Source organism: Acidovorax sp., assembly GCF_016783915.1.
Classification (GTDB): domain Bacteria; phylum Pseudomonadota; class Gammaproteobacteria; order Burkholderiales; family Burkholderiaceae_C; genus Acidovorax.
Genome location: NZ_JADHVT010000030.1, coordinates 1 through 17,813 on the forward strand (window position 1 = coordinate 1; position 17,813 = coordinate 17,813).

At 66.1% G+C, this 17,813-nt stretch carries 16 protein-coding genes and 1 pseudogene; 10 read left to right on the forward strand and 7 right to left on the reverse strand.

What is annotated here, in order from left to right; all coding sequences use genetic code 11:
- Positions 1 to 243: 243 nt before the first annotated feature.
- On the reverse strand, positions 244 to 930 hold the full coding sequence (locus ISS20_RS08390; RefSeq protein WP_291435535.1) for a DUF3334 family protein: 687 nt from the start codon (positions 928 to 930) through the stop codon (positions 244 to 246).
- Positions 931 to 1,181: 251 nt separating this feature from the next.
- Between ISS20_RS08390 and ISS20_RS08395 the strand changes: the two genes are divergently transcribed.
- Entirely contained in the window at positions 1,182 to 2,240 is a 1,059-nt protein-coding gene (locus ISS20_RS08395; protein ID WP_291435537.1) for a sensor domain-containing diguanylate cyclase, read from the forward strand.
- Positions 2,241 to 2,519: 279 nt separating this feature from the next.
- On the opposite strand, the gene ISS20_RS08400 is transcribed toward ISS20_RS08395, so the two are convergent.
- The 3 genes from ISS20_RS08400 to ISS20_RS08410 form a co-directional block, all read right to left on the reverse strand.
- Positions 2,520 to 2,981 (reverse strand): (2Fe-2S)-binding protein, encoded by a 462-nt coding sequence (locus ISS20_RS08400; protein ID WP_291435539.1) that lies wholly within the window; start codon positions 2,979 to 2,981, stop codon positions 2,520 to 2,522.
- 20 nt (positions 2,982 to 3,001) lie between these two features.
- Positions 3,002 to 5,272 carry a xanthine dehydrogenase family protein molybdopterin-binding subunit gene (locus ISS20_RS08405; RefSeq protein ID WP_291435541.1) on the reverse strand — a complete coding sequence of 757 codons (2,271 nt, stop codon included), beginning with the start codon at positions 5,270 to 5,272 and terminating at the stop codon, positions 3,002 to 3,004.
- 120 nt (positions 5,273 to 5,392) lie between these two features.
- Positions 5,393 to 6,040 (reverse strand): Crp/Fnr family transcriptional regulator, encoded by a 648-nt coding sequence (locus ISS20_RS08410; protein ID WP_291435543.1) that lies wholly within the window; start codon positions 6,038 to 6,040, stop codon positions 5,393 to 5,395.
- 75 nt (positions 6,041 to 6,115) lie between these two features.
- Between ISS20_RS08410 and ISS20_RS08415 the strand changes: the two genes are divergently transcribed.
- Together ISS20_RS08415 and ISS20_RS08420 are read left to right on the forward strand one after the other, a co-directional pair.
- A complete protein-coding gene (locus ISS20_RS08415; protein WP_291435545.1) occupies positions 6,116 to 6,892 on the forward strand; it encodes an SDR family NAD(P)-dependent oxidoreductase in 777 nt (258 codons plus the stop codon).
- Between the two features lie 54 nt (positions 6,893 to 6,946).
- Positions 6,947 to 7,285, forward strand: coding sequence for a darcynin family protein (locus ISS20_RS08420; RefSeq protein ID WP_291435547.1), 339 nt, complete (start codon positions 6,947 to 6,949; stop codon positions 7,283 to 7,285).
- Here ISS20_RS08420 and ISS20_RS08425 read toward each other — a convergent pair.
- On the reverse strand, positions 7,282 to 8,466 hold the full coding sequence (locus ISS20_RS08425) for an MFS transporter (protein ID WP_291435549.1): 1,185 nt from the start codon (positions 8,464 to 8,466) through the stop codon (positions 7,282 to 7,284). The two genes, ISS20_RS08420 and ISS20_RS08425, sit on opposite strands and share 4 nt — an antisense overlap.
- A 415-nt stretch (positions 8,467 to 8,881) precedes the next feature.
- Between ISS20_RS08425 and urtA the strand changes: the two genes are divergently transcribed.
- The 5 genes from urtA (at position 8,882) to urtE (ending at position 14,681) form a co-directional block, all read left to right on the forward strand.
- Positions 8,882 to 10,144: an urea ABC transporter substrate-binding protein gene (gene urtA / locus ISS20_RS08430; RefSeq protein ID WP_291435551.1), complete on the forward strand. Its 1,263-nt coding sequence runs from the start codon at positions 8,882 to 8,884 to the stop codon at positions 10,142 to 10,144.
- Positions 10,145 to 10,299: 155 nt separating this feature from the next.
- The gene (gene urtB, locus ISS20_RS08435; RefSeq protein WP_291435553.1) at positions 10,300 to 11,880 is read left to right on the forward strand and encodes an urea ABC transporter permease subunit UrtB; all 1,581 of its coding nucleotides are present in this window, start codon (positions 10,300 to 10,302) and stop codon (positions 11,878 to 11,880) included.
- A 20-nt stretch (positions 11,881 to 11,900) separates the two neighbouring features.
- Positions 11,901 to 13,040: an urea ABC transporter permease subunit UrtC gene (gene urtC / locus ISS20_RS08440; RefSeq protein WP_056060630.1), complete on the forward strand. Its 1,140-nt coding sequence runs from the start codon at positions 11,901 to 11,903 to the stop codon at positions 13,038 to 13,040.
- Entirely contained in the window at positions 13,037 to 13,912 is an 876-nt protein-coding gene (urtD, locus tag ISS20_RS08445) for an urea ABC transporter ATP-binding protein UrtD (protein WP_291435556.1), read from the forward strand. Before urtC ends, urtD begins: the two co-directional genes overlap by 4 nt.
- A 76-nt stretch (positions 13,913 to 13,988) precedes the next feature.
- A complete protein-coding gene (gene urtE, locus ISS20_RS08450) occupies positions 13,989 to 14,681 on the forward strand; it encodes an urea ABC transporter ATP-binding subunit UrtE (RefSeq protein ID WP_108626704.1) in 693 nt (230 codons plus the stop codon).
- A 4-nt stretch (positions 14,682 to 14,685) separates the two neighbouring features.
- Here urtE and ISS20_RS08455 read toward each other — a convergent pair whose 3' ends face one another.
- The gene (locus tag ISS20_RS08455; protein ID WP_291435560.1) at positions 14,686 to 15,543 is read right to left on the reverse strand and encodes a phosphatase PAP2 family protein; all 858 of its coding nucleotides are present in this window, start codon (positions 15,541 to 15,543) and stop codon (positions 14,686 to 14,688) included.
- Between the two features lie 311 nt (positions 15,544 to 15,854).
- On the opposite strand from ISS20_RS08455, the pseudogene ISS20_RS23655 reads away from it, so the two are divergent.
- Positions 15,855 to 16,226, forward strand: a pseudogene (locus ISS20_RS23655) (acylglycerol kinase family protein); the annotation flags it as partial.
- Here the strand turns inward: ISS20_RS23655 and ISS20_RS23660 are convergent.
- Entirely contained in the window at positions 16,175 to 16,792 is a 618-nt protein-coding gene (locus ISS20_RS23660) for a hypothetical protein (RefSeq protein WP_366827877.1), read from the reverse strand. The pseudogene ISS20_RS23655 and the gene ISS20_RS23660 sit on opposite strands and share 52 nt — an antisense overlap.
- Before the next feature lie 206 nt (positions 16,793 to 16,998).
- Between ISS20_RS23660 and ISS20_RS08465 the strand changes: the two genes are divergently transcribed.
- Positions 16,999 to 17,787, forward strand: coding sequence for a metallophosphoesterase (locus ISS20_RS08465; RefSeq protein ID WP_291435564.1), 789 nt, complete (start codon positions 16,999 to 17,001; stop codon positions 17,785 to 17,787).
- Positions 17,788 to 17,813 lie beyond the last annotated feature (26 nt).

A 17,813-nucleotide genomic window follows, 5' to 3' on the forward strand; every position in this document is an offset into this window, starting at 1 on the left:
GGGCCGCTGGCCGGGCACTTCAAGCTGCAGGCGCTGCCGCTGGCTTACTTTCCGTGGCTGGTGGGCATCTTGGCGGGCTATGTGCTGCTGACAACGGTGATGAAGCGCTGGTACGTGCGGCGCTACGGCTGGCAGTGAGTGCCGGGGCGGGCGCTGCTGTAGCGTCCGCCCCGCGTTCTTAAGGAAAAATGGCTGCAAGCGCTAGTGCATCATGCGCTGGCAGCTATCACTTTTGTAGTATTGCTACATCCCCAGCGACTTGAGCAGTGCATCCGTATCGTCCTGGCCGGCAGGCGGTGGGGCGGGCACGGGCGGGGCTTCTTGCGACTGGGCCATCAGCGCGTCGGGGTCGGGGGCCTCTTGCGCTTCGAAGTCGTAGAGCTTGATGAACTCGGTGCGGTCGATGGCGAGTTCGAGGTAGAAGATGTTGTTGTTGCTGGTGTAGAAGGTCACGCGCCGGGCCTCGGGCTTGTCGAGGTTGGCGTCCACAGAGAGCTGCACCTGCTTGTTCAGCACCAGCATCTTGGGCTGGTTCTGCGTGATGTGGGTCTGCAGTTCGCGCCGCACCTTGCCGGTGAAGTCGCCCACCACCTGGTTCATCAGCTCGCCCATCACGTTGCTGACTTCGTCGGACGTGTACGAGTTGACCAGGTCGTCCTTGGACATGCCCATGTTCAGCAGGTAGTTGGCGTACAGCTCCATCGCCGCCTGGCCCGAGAAGTTGATGATCACCAGCCCCGAGAAGCCGCCGTCAAACAGCACAAAGCAGCCGATGTCGGGTTTCAGGCAGGTCTTGCTGATGCGCTGCACCATGCCGGAGTAGTGGATCTGGCTGTGGGTGGCCACGCCCAGCACGCGCGTGACCGAGTTGCACAGGCTGATCAAGAGGTCTTCGGTGCCGTAGACAGGGGATTTTTCAAGGGTGCTCATGGTGTCTTGGAGGAGTGTGCACTGTCAGGATAACCGCTGGGCAGAGCATAGGCGAAGGCGCTGCTCCGTACCTGCGTGCTTTCCCCGGTAGTGGCGGAGGGGCCACGCGGTGCCTCGCCACGGTGGAGACAGGTTGACAACACACGGAGGTGGCGTATCGTGCCACCCATGATCAGCGCCCGCCTGCCACGCATGGGGATGACATCCACCAAGCCTCCCCTGGATGTACACGGTTGTCGATGCCCAGCACCATGGTTGACAAAGAAGACCTGAACCGCGAGCGGCTGGAGCTGGTGCTGGAGGCCGCCGGGCTGGATCTTTGGGAGAACGACCTGGTGACCGGCCAGGTCACTCACAAGGCGACCAAGACCTTTGCGGAGCTGGGCTTTTCTGAGGCCGAGATGGTGACGGAATTGCAGGATATCTACGGCCTGTTTCACCCCGGTGACCTGGACATCGTGCGCCAGGCGGTGGCTGACCACGTGGCCGGCGTCACACCGCAATACCGCGCCGAGTTCAGGTTGCGCTCCAAGGCCGGTGAGTGGATCTGGTTTGCCAACTATGGTCGCATCATGGACCGCAGCAGCGCCAAGCCAGGCAAGCGCCTGATCGGGGTCACCTTCAACATCCACGACCGCAAGCAAAAAGAGGACGAGATCGCACAGATCAACCGCCAGCTGGTGGAGCAGAACCGTCTGCTGCAGGAGCTGAACGCTGCGCTGGGGCGACTGGCTGCCAACGACTCGCTCACGGGTCTGTCCAACCGCCGCACGCTGATGGAGCTGGGCGCCAACGAGTGCAAACGCTCTGAGCGCTTCGGCCACCCGCTGTCGCTGCTGGTGGTGGACATTGATCTGTTCAAGGCGGTCAACGACGCCTGGGGCCATCTGGCGGGTGATCGTGTGATCTGCGCGGTGGCCCAGGCGTGCGCTGCGCGCCAGCGCCATGGTGTGGATATCGTGGCCCGCTTTGGGGGCGAGGAGTTCGTCATCGTGTTGCCCGAAACCGATGGTGCCAGTGCATTGCACGTGGCCGAATCGCTCAGAACCGAAGTGGCGGCCCTTCAGGTGCCCGCCAACGACGCCGGGGCCACGGTACTGGTCACGGTGAGCATCGGTGTGGCCACCCTGCGCCCGGTCGCGGGCATGGACTTTGAAGCACTGCTGAATCTGGCCGACCTGGCGTTGTACCGTGCGAAGGAGAGGGGACGCAACGCGGTGCACTGCGCCGAGGTTCCACACGGCGGTGATGCCGCAGTGCACTGGCTCAGCCCAGCGCAGGACCAGGCAGGCATTGCGCGGTTGAATTGACGGGCGTGGTATGCGTGTAGCCTGCCCCGGGGCGTCAGGAGCCTTGCGCCGCGCCTGCAACACCTCCCCAGCGCATCCAGTTTCCGGCCCCATGCGCCGTGCGTGCGAAGGTGGCGGCGGGCCTTGCCACACCAGCTGTCGGCGTCCTTCGGGCTCCCCCTCGGGCACATGCGCCAGCGTGCGCTGCCAAGCGACCGTGTGAGAACCGCCATGCTGCACCAAAGCACCAGATTGCGCTTACATCTTTTGGCTGTATTGCTATCAAATAAATAGTTGATGTCAGGCGGTCTTGCTGCCTGCCGCCTGGTGGATCGCTGCCCGGATGCGCGGGTAGGTGCCGCAGCGGCAGGCATTGCCTGACATGGCGGCGTCGATGTCGGCGTCGGTGGGTTGCGGCATTTTCTTCAACAGCGCGCAGGCCGACATCAGCTGTCCGCTCTGGCAGTAGCCACATTGCGCCACGTCCACTGCGGTCCAGGCGGCGCGCAGCGCGGTGGCTTCGGGGCCCTGCAGGCCCTCGATGGTGGTGATGTGGGCGCTGCCCACGGCGGACAGGGGCGTGATGCAGGCGCGCACCGGCTCGCCGTTCAGGTGCACGGTGCAGGCGCCACACAGCGCCATGCCGCAGCCAAACTTGGTGCCGTTCATCTGCAGCTCGCCGCGCAGCACCCACAGCAGGGGTGTGTCGGGTTCGGCGTTGACGGCGACGGGTTTACCGTTGAGGGTGATGGTGGTGGTCATGGGGGCTCCGGTGCGTCGGGTCAGCTGAGCTTGAGCGGCAGCGCGCGCAGGCGTTGGCCGGTGAGGGCAAACAAGGCATTGGCCACAGCGGGCGCGATGGGCGGTACGCCGGGCTCGCCCACGCCTTCGGGCGGTTCGGCGCTGGCGATGATGTGGGTCTCCACGCGGGGGCAGTCGGCCATGCGCAGCAGGGGGTAGTCGTGCAGATTGCTTTGCTGTACCTGGCCGTCTTTGATCGTCACTTCGCCATGCAGCGCCGCCGTGAGGCCAAACACTACGGCGCTCTCCATCTGCTGGGTGATGAGGTTGGGGTTGATGGCCGCGCCGCAGTCGATCACGCACACCACGCGGTGCACGCGGATGGCCTTGTCGGCGCCTACGGACACCTCGGCCACCTGTGCCACGATGGAGCCGAACGACTGGTGCAGTGCTACGCCGCGCGCGCGCTGCTCGCCCGCCGCGCCCGGTGCCAGCGGCTGGCCCCAGCCCGCCAGCTCGGCTGCCTTTTGCAGCACCTTGAGGTGGCGCGGGTGTTTTTGCAGCAGGGCTGCGCGGAACGCCACCGGGTCCTTCTTGGCGGCGTGGGCCGCTTCGTCCACAAAACTCTCTTTGAAGAATGCCTGGTGCGAATGCCCTACCGAGCGCCAGAAGCCCACGGGCAGGGGCAGGTCGATGATCTCGTGGGCAATGCGTGCGTGGGGCCACTCGTAAGGCTGGTCGAACGCGCCTTCGGACGCGGTCTTGTCGGGCCCTGCGCCCGGCAGGCCAAAGGTGCGCGCCAGCACCTGCGGCACGATCGCCTGGCCCACCGACACGTTGTGCCAGGCGACCAGCTGGCCCTGCGCGTCCAGCCCGGCCTTGAACCGGGCCATGCACGCGGGGCGATAAAAGTCGTGCTGCATGTCCTGCTCGCGGGACCACAGGGTCTGCACTGGCGCGCCACCGGCGGCCTTGGCAATGGCGGCGGCCTGGGCCACGTAGTCCACCTCCAGCCGCCGGCCAAAGCCACCGCCGAGCAGCAGCTGGTGCACGGTCACCTTGTCGTCGGCGATGCCGAGGGCCTTGGCGGCGGCCATGCGTGCCAGGCCCGGCACCTGGGTGGATGTCCACACGCTGGCGGCGCCGTCCTTGACCTGCACCGTGCAGTTCATCGGCTCCATGGTGGCATGGGCCAGATAGGGCGCACGGTAGTCGGCGATGAGCGTGGTTGCCGCACCTTGAAGCGCCTGGTCCACATCGCCCACGCTGTGGTAGCCAAAGCCCTGGGCCTGGTCCAGCGCCTGGGCCAGCTGGGTCATGACGGCGGCGCTGGACAACGTGGCGGCGGGGCCGTGGTCCCATTGCACGGTGACTGCGGCGGCGGCCTTCTTGGCGTGCCAGGGCGTGTCGGCAATCACGGCCACGCCGCCGGTGCCACCGTGGTACGGCGCGACGGCCAGCACTTGCTTCACGCCAGGCATTTTTTGCGCGGCAGCACCGTCGAACTGGGCCACCTTGCCGCCGCGCGTGGGGCACATCACCACGCTGGCGTGCAGCAGCCCGGGCGGGTGGGCATCGATGCCAAACACCGCACTGCCGTCGAGCTTGGAAGGGGCCTCGATGCGCGTGAGCGGCTTGCCGATCAGCTTGAATGCCGCGGGCTCCTTGAGGGAGACCTTGCCCGGTGGCGGCTGCTGCGCGGCCAGTGCTGCCAGTTCGCCAAACGTGGCGCGCTGGCCTGCCGCATGTTCCACCACGCCGGCGTTGGCTTTGCATTCAGCGGCCTGCACCTTCCATTGCACGGCCGCTGCGTTGATGAGCATGGCGCGGGCGTGGGCCCCGGCTTCGCGCATGGGACGCCACAGGTCCTTGATGCTGCTGGAGCCGCCGGTCATCATCACGCCCACCTCGCGCATGGTCTTGGCAGTCAGCCAGCCTGCCACGGCCTTGATGGAGCCGTCGTTGTCGGGGTGGAACGGCAGGCCGTCCACCACCGTGGCCAGGTTGTTGTAGATGTCGTCGATGGGGGCCATCTCCAGCCGCACCTGGCCCCAGTCGGCGTCCAGCTCTTCGGCCAGGATGGCGGCCAGCCCGGTATGCACGCCCTGGCCCATTTCGGACTTGGCCATCATCACCGTCACGGTGTTGTCGGCGCCGACCTTGAGCCAGCCATTCAACGCCACCTGGCCTGTGGCCTGGGGCAGGGGCTGTGCGGTGTGCAGCCGCTGGCGCGGGGGCACTACGCCCCAGCCGATGACCAGCGCGCCGGCTGTTGCGGCGCCACCGAGAAGCACTGTGCGTCGTTTCACCATGGATTGTCCTGAGCGGTTGAGAAAGTGCACGCCGGCGCCTTCGATGGCGATCGCCGGGTGGCAAGGGCAGGGGGCCATCCTAGCGCCACTGCGCACTGGTGTGCCGCTGAAGAGTGTCGGCTATGTGACGCTGCGCCGCACGCGCATGGCAATGCGGTTGAGCCCGACGGGCGTCAATCCCAGGTGGCGGGCCAGGTCTTTTTGTGGGATGCGCAGCGCCAGGTCGGGGTGTGATGCCAGGAAGGCGCGGTAGCGGCCTTCGGCGTTGAGGGTGAGCAGTTCGCGCTCACGCGTCTCCTTGCGCGCGGCGTACACCAGGGTCAGCTGGTACAGCGCCTTCGCCCACGGCAGGTGGCGTTCTGCTAGCGCGAGCAGCACGCCGTGGTCGATGCGCTCCAGGGTGGCGGACTCAATGGCCGTCACCATGAAGGCCGTGCGGCCCCCCGGCTGCAAGGCGGACACGCTGGCAAAAAAGCGTCCCTCTTCGGCAAACGACTTGATCCATTCCGTGCCGTCATCCTGCAGGTAGCTCAGCTTGAACAAGCCCTCTTGAACGGTGTAAACATACGGGTGCTGTACCCCCTGCAGAAAGACCGTGCCGCCTGCCAGTACCGTGTGCGTAGTGATGGCGCGCTCTGCCGTGCTCCAGTCGGGCAGGGCCTGTGTGCCCGCCGCATGGGTGAGGAGCGACCAGAAGGCGGGGGGCTGGAGGGGTGCCATGGCGCGCAGTATGCCGCGTGGTGGCGCCGTGTCGCGGCCGCCGTGCATGGGGTCGAGATCCCTTCTGTTCGCAATTAACCTGGGTTGATGACGACCGACGGAGCCATGCCTAGAGTGCGGCCCATGTCACACGCTCGCACCCCCACCACCGCACGCCAGGCCACGTCCGCAGGCCCGTTGCCCCGCACCATCGTCACCGGCGCCAGCTCGGGCATTGGCCGGGCGCTGGCCCTGGAGCTGGCCCGGCGCGGCGTACCGGTGCTGGCAGTGGCACGCCATGCCGAGCCACTGCAGGCGCTGGCAGACGCCCATGAGCTAATCGAGCCTTGGGTGGCCGACTTGTCCCGCATCGACGAGATGGATGGCCTGGCGGCGCAGTGGCTGCTGCGCTATCCCGATATTGGCGCGCTGGTGAACAACGCGGGCATCCAGCACGACCTGCGGGTGGACGATGCCGGCTACACGGCACAGGACATGCGCGCGGAGGTCGAGCTCAACCTCCTGGCGCCGATGGCGCTGACGCGCGCGTTGCTGCCCCATTTGCAGGCCCAGCAGCGCGCATGGGTGGTCAATGTCGGGTCGGTGCTGGGCTCTTGCCCCAAGCGCACGGCGGCGGTTTACAGCGCCACCAAGGCCGGGCTGGACCTGTTCACCCAGGCGCTGCGGGTGCAGATGCAAGGCAGCCCAGTGCGGGTGGTTCACGCTGTGATGCCGCTGGTGGACACGCCCATGACCCGGGGCCGAGGGCGCGGCAAGATCCCTCCCGATGTCGCTGCACAGGCACTGGTCCGCGGCCTGCTGGCGGGGCACACCGACATCCGCATTGGCAAGGCACGCGCGGCCTGGCACCTGCAGCGCTGGGCGCCCGGGCTGCTGGCGCGCATGCTGCGCACGGCTTGATTCAGGCCTGCTGGCTCAACACCTGTCTTCTCATCGACCCCCGGAGATCACCCCATGGCAACCCGTTATGCCTTCTTCATCCACCTGCGTGCTCTGCCCGAGTGGCTGCGTTTGCCCCGTGAGCAAAGGCGCGCGCTGGGTGAGGCGCACCTGCATGCCCTGCTGCCCCGCTACCAGGGGGCCCTGCGCCTGCGCCACTTCGACGCCGAGGCCTTCGTGGCGCCTTGCAGCGACCTGATGCTGGTGGAGACGGATGATCCGCTCAAGCACTACGACTTCATGGAGCGGCTGCGCGATTCCCCCCTGCTCACCGTGCCGTATTTCGAGGTGCTGCAGATCCTGCCTGCCATCGAAGACGGCTATGTGGCGTTCGAGCGCACCGAAACGGCTTAGGCTGCCTTGCAGTCGGCCAGCGCCGGAGCCTTGTGCGTGGGCTGCCGGTCCAGCCAGGCAATGTAGGTCGTGAGCGCCAGCGCACTCAGCGTGACGGCGGCCGCCACCAGCGGAATGGCCTGCAGCGACCACCCGGCCGTAATGACCGCGCCCCCCAGCCAGGCACCGATGGCATTGCCCAGATTGAACGCTCCGATGTTGAGTGTGGACGCCAGGCTGGGCGCATCGCCTGCCTGTGACACCACCCGCGCCTGCAGCGGCGTGCCCGCCGCAAACGACACCATGCCCCACACCACCACGGTGATGACGGCAGGCCACAGCCACACGCTGGTGAACGAAAACGCTGCCAGCACCCCCGCCAGCACGGCAAAGATGCCCATCAGCGAGGGCAGCAGCTTCCAGTCCGCCAGGCGGCCGCCCAGCAGGTTGCCAATGGTCAGGCCCACGCCGCACAGCAGCAGCACGCCGCTCACGTTCTGGGGCGACACACCGGTCACGTCGCGCAGGATGGGCGTGATGTAGGTGAACAGCGTGAACATGCTGGTGGATGCGAGCACGCTCACCGCCAGCGCCAGCCACACCTGGCGAATGCGCAGCACGCGGAACTCGCCCAGCGCGCTGCCGCTGATCTGGTGGCGCAGGTGTGGCACCCAGCGCACCACGGCGGCCACGGCCAGCACCCCAATCACCACCACCGCCCAGAAGGTGGAGCGCCAGCCCAGGTGCTGGCCCAGCAGCGTGCCCAGCGGCACGCCCAGCACGTTGGCGAGCGTGAGCCCGGTGAACATCAGCGCCATGGCCTGGGCGCGCTTGTGGGGCTCCACCACGCTGGCGGCCACCACGGCGCCAATGCCAAAAAACGCGGCGTGGCAGAACGAGGTGACCACGCGCGCCACCATCAGCCACGCATAGCTGGGGGCCAGCGCGCAACCCACATTGCCCACGATGAACAGCACCATCAGCCAGGTCAGCGTGGTCTTGCGCGGCCAGCGCGCGGTGGCTACCGCCAGCAGCGGCCCACCCACGGCCACGCCCAGGGCGTAGGCCGACACCAGCATGCCGGCGGCGGGGATGGAGACGGACAGGTCACCTGCCACTTCGGGCAGCAGCCCCAGGATCACGAATTCGGTGGTGCCAATGCCAAAAGCGGCAATGGCCAGGGCCAGCAGAGGGAGGTTCATGGAGCGCAGCGGGGCAGAGGGGCGGCACCGGGGCCGATGGGGCCAAGTGCGCTGAATATAGGGAAAACCCTTGAATTCTACGGATACTTCACAACCTTTGCTGGTCAAGGTTTTTGCATGAAATGGGCTGGTAGCGCTAGTGATATATGCCGTAACAGCTATTGTTTTCATAGTGAATTCCATCCCGGCCCCTGTGCGCCTGTGGGGTGTGTCTGGGGTGGTGAGTCGCCTTGCAACGGCCCCCGTGTGATGCGGGCCCGCCCCGGGCGTGTACGCCACCCGGCGTATTTCGCCAACTGGCCATGCTCTCCAGAATCCATTCCATCGCCCGATCCACAGGGGCTCCACACCGGGGCCCACCGGGCGAAGCGGTTTGATTGATTCCCTGATTGAAGCCACCACCGGAGAAGCACACATGCAACGTCGTTATTCCCTCAAGGCCCTCGCGGCCGTCGCTACGCTCGCTGGCCTGTCTGCGCTGCCAGCCCACGCCCAGGACACGATCAAGGTCGGCATCCTGCACAGCCTGTCGGGCACCATGGCCATCTCCGAGACCGTGCTGAAAGACACCGTGCTCATGGCGATCGACGAGATCAACGCCAAGGGCGGCGTGCTGGGCAAGAAGCTCGAACCCGTGGTGGTGGACCCGGCCTCCAACTGGCCCCTGTTTGCTGAAAAAACCAAGCAGCTGCTCGGCCAGGACAAGGTCTCGGTCATCTTCGGCTGCTGGACCTCGGTGTCGCGCAAGTCGGTGCTGCCAGTGGTGGAAGAAATGAACGGCCTGCTCTTCTACCCCGTGCAGTACGAAGGTGAAGAGCTGTCCAAGAACGTGTTCTACACCGGCGCCGCGCCCAACCAGCAGGCCATCCCCGCAGTGGACTACCTGATGAGCAAGGACGGCGGCAGCGCCAAGCGCTGGGTGCTCCTGGGCACCGACTACGTCTACCCCCGCACCACGAACAAGATCCTGCGCGCCTACCTCAAGTCCAAGGGCGTGAAGGATTCGGACATCGACGAGAAGTACACCCCCTTCGGCCACTCTGACTACCAGACTATCGTGGCCGACATCAAGAAGTTCAGCCAGGGCGGCAAGACGGCCGTGGTCTCCACCATCAACGGTGACTCCAACGTGCCCTTTTACAAGGAACTGGGCAACGCCGGCCTGAAGGCCAAGGACGTGCCCGTGGTCGCCTTCTCGGTGGGCGAGGAAGAGCTGCGCGGTGTGGACACCAAGCCGCTGGTGGGCCACCTGGCTGCCTGGAACTACTTCCAGTCCATCAAGAGCCCGGCCAACACCGAGTTCATCAAGAAGTGGAGCGACTACGCCAAGGCCAAGAACATTGCCGGCCACAAGGACAAGCCGCTCACCAACGACCCGATGGAAGCCACCTACATCGGCATCAACATGTGGAAGCAAGCGGTTGAAAAGGCCAAGAGCACGGACGTCGACAAGGTGATCACCGCCATGGCTGGTCAGACCTTCAAGGCACCCAGCGGCATCGTGAGCAAGATGGATGAGAAAAACCACCATCTGCACAAGAGCGTGTTCATCGGCGAGATCAAGGCCGATGGCCAGTTCAACGTGGTGTGGAAGACCCCCGGCCCCGTGAAGGCCAAGCCATGGAGCCCGTACATCGAAGGCAACGACAAGAAGAAGGACGAGCCTGAAAAGAAGTGATCTCCCCCTGAGCGGCTATGCCGCTTCCCCCTCTCTCACGCTGCGCGTGGGAGGGAGACGCCCCCATCACGGCGGGGCGGCCCTTGCGCGGGGGCGCTGGCATGGGCTGCGCTCACCGCAGAGGCTGGTCGTTTCTTTCACCCACTGGCCCTTCCATGCTTTTCTCTTTTTTCTCCCGTCTGATCGCCTGCGTTGTGTTGTGTGCAACTGCGCAGGCGTACGCACTTACCGCCGAGCAGGCTCTGGCCATGGCCGCTGGTGAAACCGACGACCGTGTGGCCGCCGTGCAGCAGGCCGTGGTGGAGCCCAGCGAACGCACCGCCGCTTTTTTGCAGGCGCTGGCCGACGACGCGGTGAAGGTGGCTGACGGCAAGGCGCTGATCGTGCGCGATGACAAGGGCATCGACCCTGTCACCGGTGCTGAGGTCCCTGTGCCCGCTGATGCAGAAGACATCATCAACAACAACCGCATGCGCGGTGAGATCGACACGGCCCTGGCGGGCCTGGCGCTGTTTGGCAAGGATGAATCCCAGCGCATGGCCGCCGCCAAGGCCCTGACCAAGGAACCTGACGCGGGCCGCCTGCCCCTGCTAGACAAGGCACTGGCGCAGGAGACCAACGACAAGATCAAGACCCAGCTGGAGCTGGCGCGCGCCGCCACGCTGCTGGGCAGTGACGACGCTGCACAGCGCATCGCTGCGGCACAGGCACTGTCGCTCAGCGCCACACCCGATACGCGGCTGCTGCTCAACGAACGCGTCACGGTCGAAGAAGACGCCAAGGTCAAGGCCGCACTGCAGGCCGCACTGCGCGCGATGGAAGGCCAGCTCGCCTGGGGCGAGCGCCTGGGCGCTGCGTTCTCGGGCATCAGCCTGGGCTCCATCCTGCTGCTCGTCGCCTTGGGCCTGGCCATCACCTACGGCCTCATGGGCGTGATCAACATGGCCCACGGCGAGCTGATGATGATCGGCGCCTACGCCACCTATGTGGTGCAGGGCATCTTCCAGAAGTATTTTCCGGGTGCGTTCGACTGGTATCTGGTCGCCGCGCTGCCCCTGGCCTTTGGCGCCTCGGCCGCCGTGGGCGCGGTGCTGGAGCGCGGCGTGCTGCGCTTTCTGTACGGCCGCCCGCTGGAGACGCTGCTGGCCACCTGGGGCATCAGCCTGGTGCTGATGCAACTGGTGCGCACGATTTTTGGCGCGCAGAACGTGGGTGTGGAAAACCCCGCGTGGATGAGCGGTGGCGTGCAGGTGCTCTCCAACCTCACGCTGCCCTACAACCGCCTCGTCATCATCGGCTTTGCCATCGCCGTGCTGCTGGGCATGGGTTACCTGATCGGCCGCACGCGCCTGGGCCTGTTCGTGCGTGGTGTGACGCAGAACCGCCCCATTGCCTCGTGCATGGGCGTGAACACTGCGCGCATCGACACCATGGCCTTTGCGCTGGGCTCGGGCATTGCGGGCCTGGCGGGCTGCGCACTGAGCCAGGTGGGCAACGTGGGGCCGGACCTGGGCCAGAGCTACATCGTGGATGCCTTCATGGTGGTGGTGCTGGGCGGCGTGGGCCAGCTGGCGGGCACGGTGTATGCCGCGCTGGGCCTGGGCATCCTGAACAAGTTCCTCGAAGGCTGGGCGGGCGCGGTGCTGGCCAAGATTGCGGTGCTGGTGTTCATCATCATCTTCATCCAGAAGCGGCCCCAGGGCATCTTCGCGGTCAAAGGGCGTACGGCCGACTGAAGCACCAGAGACGACTGATCATGACTACGCCAACCTCTCCCAACATCCAACTGCCCGCACCGGCGCCGCTGCTCACGCGCGGTGGCTGGTCGGCCTTCATCGTGGCGCTCATCGTGGTGTGCGCCGTGGCACCCGTGCTCAACCTCTGGGTGCCCGCAGGCAGCATGTTCCACCTGTCGGACTACGCCGTGGCGCTGCTCGGCAAGATCATGTGCTACGCCATCTGTGCACTGGCCATGGACCTGATCTGGGGCTACACCGGCATCCTGAGCCTGGGCCACGGCCTGTTCTTTGCGCTGGGCGGCTACGTGATGGGCATGTACCTCATGCGCCAGATCGGCCGCGACGGCAACTACAAGAGCGACCTGCCGGACTTCATGGTGTTCCTCGACTGGAAGGAGCTGCCCTGGCACTGGGCGCTGTCCGACAGCTTCATCGCCACGCTGATCCTCATCGTGGCCGTGCCTGGCGTGATCGCGTTTGTGTTCGGCTACTTCGCCTTCCGCTCGCGCATCAAGGGTGTGTACTTCTCCATCATCACGCAGGCCATGACGTATGCGGCCATGCTGCTGTTCTTCCGCAACGAAACCGGCTTTGGCGGCAACAACGGCTTTACCGACTTCAAGCGCATCCTGGGCACGCCCATCGCCACGCAGAACATGCGCATGACGCTGTTTGTGCTGACGGGGTTGTCGCTGCTGGGCTTCTTCCTGCTGGCGCGCTGGCTGGTGCGCAGCAAGTTTGGCCGCGTGCTGCAGGCGGTGCGCGATGCCGAGAGCCGCGTCATGTTCTCGGGCTATTCGCCGCTGCCCTACAAGCTCACCATCTGGACCATCAGCGCCATGATGTGCGGCGTGGCGGGGGCGTTGTATGTGCCCCAGGTCGGCATCATCAACCCCGGCGAGATGAGCGCCGCCAACTCCATCGAGATCGCCGTGTGGGCGGCCGTGGGCGGGCGCGCCACACTCATCGGACCCATCGTGGGGGCGTTCATCGTCAACGGTGCCAAGAGCTGGCTCACGGTGACGGCGCCGGAGTTCTGGCTGTACTTTCTGGGCGCGCTGTTCATTGCGGTCACGCTGTTCCTGCCCGACGGTGTGGTGGGGCTGGTCAAGAAGCTCAAGGCAAAAATGACAACAACGAAGGGAGCCGCGCAATGACGCCCGATCTGATGGAAGAAGGCGCGCGGCGGCTGCAGAAGACGCTGGCGCCCGTCGCACTGGGCCAGACCGAGTCGGGTGGCCGCGCGGCAGGCTTCTCGCGCATTGCCACGCCGGGCGAAGTGGACGTGACCCACGGCCGCATCCTGTACCTGGAAGACGTGCATGTCAGCTTTGACGGCTTCAAGGCCATCAACGGCCTGAGCCTCGATATCGCCCCCGGCGAGCTGCGCTGCATCATTGGCCCTAACGGCGCGGGCAAGACCACGATGATGGACATCATCACCGGCAAGACCCGGCCCGACAAAGGCACGGTGTTCTTTGGCTCCACCATCGACCTGCTGCGCCACAACGAGCCCGAGATCGCCAGCCTGGGTATCGGCCGCAAGTTCCAGAAGCCCACGGTGTTCGAGCAGCTCAGCGTGTTCGAGAACCTGGAGCTGGCGCTCAAGACCCACAAGGGCGTGAAGTCCAGCATGTTCTTCAAGCTCGACTCCGCACAGTCGGACCGCCTGGCCGAGATCCTGCACACCATTCACCTGGCCGACAGCGTCACGCGCCAGTCGGGCAACCTCAGCCACGGGCAAAAGCAGTGGCTGGAGATTGGCATGCTGCTGATGCAGGACCCGAAGCTGCTGCTGCTGGACGAACCCGTGGCCGGCATGACGGATGAAGAAACCGCCCGCACTGCGGAGCTGTTCCTCACGCTCAAGGGCAAACATTCGCTCATGGTGGTGGAGCACGACATGGGCTTCATCCGCACCATCTCAGAGAAGGTGACGGTGCTGTGCGATGGCTCGGTGCTGGCCGAAGGCACGCTCGACCAGGTACAGACCGATGAGCGCGTGATTGAGGTGTACCTCGGCCGGTGAAAGTATTCACTATCAAAAATATAGCTGCCGGCGCATATTGAACTAGCGCTAGCGGCCCAAAACATCCCAAGTCACCATGCTCACCGTCCAGAACATCAACCAGTACTACGGCGGCTCCCACATCCTGCGTGACGTGAGCCTCACCGCCACCCCGGGCAAGGTCACCGTGCTGCTCGGCCGCAACGGCGTGGGCAAGACGACGCTGCTCAAAAGCCTCATGGGGCTGGTGCCCATCAAGAGCGGCAGCATCAGCTTCGACGGCAAACCCATCGACAAGGCCACGCCCTACGACCGCGCGCGCGCAGGCATCGGCTTTGTGCCGCAAGGCCGCGAAATCTTCGGCCGCCTGACCGTGGAAGAAAACCTGCGCATGGGCCTGGCCTACAAAAGCGGCTCCACCCCTGTGCCCCCGCATCTGTACGAGCTGTTCCCCGTGCTCAAGCAAATGCTCAAGCGCCGGGGCGGTGACCTGTCAGGTGGTCAACAGCAGCAACTGGCCATTGCGCGTGCGCTGGCCCCCGGCCCGCGTTTGCTCATCCTGGACGAGCCCACCGAAGGCATCCAGCCCAGCATCATCAAGGACATCGGCCGCGTGATCCGCATGCTGGCCGACCAGGGTGAGATGGCCATCCTGCTGTGCGAGCAGTACTACGACTTCGCGCAGGAACTGGCCGATGAGTACCTGGTGATGGAGCGGGGCGAGGTCATCGCCCGCGGGCCAGGTAGCGAGATGGAAGCCAAGGGCATTCGCAACCTGGTGGCCATCTGACGTCTCACGGCCGTTGCATCACGGCGCCGAGGGCAGGGCGCCGCCAGCGCGACACGCTCTCCATGATGAGTACGGTGCACACCATCCACGTGCCGCCCAGCAGCCAGCCTGCCAGCACATCGCTGGCGTAGTGCACCTGCAGCACCACACGGCTCCAGCCGGTGGTGAAGATGAGCGCACCGGCCAGCACCACCGCAGGCAGGTGCCAGGTGCGGGGCAACAGCCGCGTGGCCAGGTAGGCCAGCATGGCATAGGCCACCATCGATGCGCTGCTGTGCCCGCTGGGAAAACTGTAGCCGCTGGCCTCTGCAATGCCGTGCGTGTGCTCGGGTCGCACGCGCTCGAACAGATTCTTCAGCACCTTGGTCAACGCGCCGTTGCCTGCCATGGCCACCAGCCATCCGGTGGCCAGCAGGCGGTGATGGCGCAGCCACAGCGCGGCCGCCACGCCCAGCGTCAGCACCGTCAGCACCCAGGTGTCTCCCAGGTGGGTGAGGGTGGCAAACCACTGCAGCACGGTGGCCGATGCCTGTGCTTGCAGGCCTGCGGCCAGCGCGTCGTCCAGTGCGCCCCAGGTGCCTGGGGCGCGCCCGCTTTCGGCCAGCTCTGCCAGCGCGGCACCTGCCAGAGCCAGCGTGCAGGCTGATACGGCCATGGCGGCCACCAGCACCCAGCGCGCCTGTGCCGGAAACACGCGGCCCAGCGGTGCGCCTGCGTGCTGCCGCAGGCTGCGCAAGCCGGTCAATCCAGCGCTACCCAGCAGGGCAAACGCCAGCAAGCCAGCCATCCACCAGCCCAGGGGGTGTTGCGCCAGCAGGGCGCCGATGTCGGTGGCGGCCAAAACGCTGGAGGTCGTGGTCATGGAGATAGTGGGTCCTTTCTGTTGATGCACCCGCAGGGCGTCTGCCCATGGAGAGAAGCCGTGGGTTGTACCGAAGTTCCCAGCATCCCGTTGCGTGATGGGTGTATTGCATCGTCGCTGCAGCTGTCGGCGCAGGCTGACAGAGGGTAGGCGTGGCTACCGGCTGCGCGCGGGTCGGCCGCTTGTCATCATGGAGTGCCCTGTCATCCGTGCTGGCGCGCGTGGCGTGGTGTGGGCCTGCGGGTTCGCCCGGCGCCTGCGATTTGTCCAGTGCGCTGTGGGGTTGCTCTTGTTTGTTGCAGAGTTTTTGAATGACACCTTCGGAATACACCCTACCTCCCCAGCCCCGTGGCCCTATCCATCTGGTGGTGCCACGGCGGCCAGGTGCCGACCTGGACCTGCTGCGCGCCAAGCTCGAAGGTGTGCCTGCCCTGCAGGCGCATGACGTGGTGTGGCACGTGCCTGACCGGCGCGCCGACATCGTGCAGCTGGCCGAGCAAGCCGCCCAGGCCGCGCAGGACGATGGTGGACTGGTGGTGGCCGCCGGGGGCGACGGCACCATCAACGCCGTAGCGTCGGCGGCGCGGCGCGCCGGGGTGCCTCTGGGGGTGGTGCCCATGGGCACGTTCAACTATTTCAGCCGCGAGCACGGCCTGGCGCTGGACCCCGAGACCGCCGTGCAAGAGCTGCTGCAGGCGCTGGATGCGGGCGACCTGCGGCCGGTGCAGGTGGGGTTTGTGAACCGCCGCATGTTTGTGGTCAACGCCAGCGTGGGCGTGTACCCCAAGATGCTGGCCGACCGCGAGATGGCATCGCGCCGCTTTGGCCGCAAGCGCTGGGTGGCCATAGCGGCGGCGGTGTGGAGCCTGTTTCGTCCCGCATCGGGCCGCCGCTGGCGCGTGGTGATGAAGACCCACCAGGGCGCCGAGGCGCAGCAGGAGGAGCATCTGGTCACCACCCTGTTTGTGGGCAATAACCCCTTGCAGCTGGACCGCATGGGCCTGCCGCAGGCGCAGAAGGTGGCCGACGGCGGGCACTTGGCCGTGGTGATGCTCAAGCCCCAGGGCCGCTGGGCCATTGCCCGCACCGTGTGGAACGCGGCCACAGGCCAGTTGCACAAAGACAATGCGGTGGTCAGCATGGCGTGTTCCGAGCTGACCGTGGCACCCGCCAGCTGGAGGCCCCCGCAGGTCAAGGTGGCGTTTGACGGCGAGCGGGAATGGATGGCACCACCCCTGCATTTCCGCATCAGTGGGCGGCCGCTGTGGCTGGTGGCGCCCAGCCCCCTGGCGCGGGATGGCGCACCGCAGACCCAGCCCACTGCTGATGATCAGTACGCCGCAATCCCGCCCGAGTCGCCTGAGCCCGGCCCCGCCGCACCCGGCTTGCTGCCTGCATGACGCGGCAACCATTGCGTTCGCCATTGCGTCCACCCGCTGCCTTTGACCACCTGCCATGACTGTTCTGATGCACCTGTCGGACCTGCACTTCGGCGCGCACGACCCGGTGGTATGCGCCGCTGTCCAGCGGCTGGCGCAGCGCCTGGGGGTAGCGATGGTGGTGGTATCGGGCGACCTCACGCAGCGCGCCACCGCGCAGCAGTTTGAACAGGCCTCACGGTTTGTGCGGGGCCTGCATGCGCGCAGCAATCTGGTGCTGGCGGGCAACCACGACCTGCCCCTGTTCGCGTGGTGGATGCGCTGGGGCCGGTCGTACGAGCGGTTCTCCGAACAGTTCGGCATGGACCAAGAGCCCGTACGGCAGATGGGTGCGTTCTACGTGGTGGGCGTGAACACCACGCGCGCCTGGCGGCACGAGCGCGGCAGCCTGTCGTCTGCCCAGATCGAGCATGTGGCGCTGCTGCTGGCGCGTGCACCCCCGGGTGCATGGCGCATTGTGGCCAGCCACCACCCCCTGGTGGCGCGCGACGCCGAGGACCGCGACCACCGACCCCACCGCGCAGACGAGGCCGTGGAGCGCTGGCGCATTGCCGGTGCGCAAATGCTGCTGTCCGGCCATGTTCACCAGCCGCGCCTGTTGCAGCCGGTACCGGGGCTGTGGGCCAGCAGTGCGGGCACGGCGGTGTCGCACCGCCTGCGGCACGGCAGCCCCAACAGCCTGGTGGTGCTCAGCACCGAGGCATCGGGCGCTGCGCCAGACGGTCAGGCAAGGGTGGCAGCCCGCTGGGACTATGACGGCGCGGTGGGAGAGTTTGTGTGTGTGGACCGGGTGACTGCCAGGTGACGGTGGAAAACCATCAATTGCTATTT

Coding starts and splice junctions, on each gene's coding strand:
- ISS20_RS08390 (WP_291435535.1), bottom strand. CDS start 930: ATGAGCACCCTTGAAAAATCCCCTGTCTACGGCACCGAAGACCTCTTG.
- ISS20_RS08395 (WP_291435537.1), top strand. CDS start 1,182: ATGGTTGACAAAGAAGACCTGAACCGCGAGCGGCTGGAGCTGGTGCTG.
- ISS20_RS08400 (WP_291435539.1), bottom strand. CDS start 2,981: ATGACCACCACCATCACCCTCAACGGTAAACCCGTCGCCGTCAACGCC.
- ISS20_RS08405 (WP_291435541.1), bottom strand. CDS start 5,272: ATGGTGAAACGACGCACAGTGCTTCTCGGTGGCGCCGCAACAGCCGGC.
- ISS20_RS08410 (WP_291435543.1), bottom strand. CDS start 6,040: ATGCACGGCGGCCGCGACACGGCGCCACCACGCGGCATACTGCGCGCC.
- ISS20_RS08415 (WP_291435545.1), top strand. CDS start 6,116: ATGTCACACGCTCGCACCCCCACCACCGCACGCCAGGCCACGTCCGCA.
- ISS20_RS08420 (WP_291435547.1), top strand. CDS start 6,947: ATGGCAACCCGTTATGCCTTCTTCATCCACCTGCGTGCTCTGCCCGAG.
- ISS20_RS08425 (WP_291435549.1), bottom strand. CDS start 8,466: ATGAACCTCCCTCTGCTGGCCCTGGCCATTGCCGCTTTTGGCATTGGC.
- urtA (WP_291435551.1), top strand. CDS start 8,882: ATGCAACGTCGTTATTCCCTCAAGGCCCTCGCGGCCGTCGCTACGCTC.
- urtB (WP_291435553.1), top strand. CDS start 10,300: ATGCTTTTCTCTTTTTTCTCCCGTCTGATCGCCTGCGTTGTGTTGTGT.
- urtC (WP_056060630.1), top strand. CDS start 11,901: ATGACTACGCCAACCTCTCCCAACATCCAACTGCCCGCACCGGCGCCG.
- urtD (WP_291435556.1), top strand. CDS start 13,037: ATGACGCCCGATCTGATGGAAGAAGGCGCGCGGCGGCTGCAGAAGACG.
- urtE (WP_108626704.1), top strand. CDS start 13,989: ATGCTCACCGTCCAGAACATCAACCAGTACTACGGCGGCTCCCACATC.
- ISS20_RS08455 (WP_291435560.1), bottom strand. CDS start 15,543: ATGACCACGACCTCCAGCGTTTTGGCCGCCACCGACATCGGCGCCCTG.
- ISS20_RS23660 (WP_366827877.1), bottom strand. CDS start 16,792: ATGCGGAAATGCAGGGGTGGTGCCATCCATTCCCGCTCGCCGTCAAAC.
- ISS20_RS08465 (WP_291435564.1), top strand. CDS start 16,999: ATGACTGTTCTGATGCACCTGTCGGACCTGCACTTCGGCGCGCACGAC.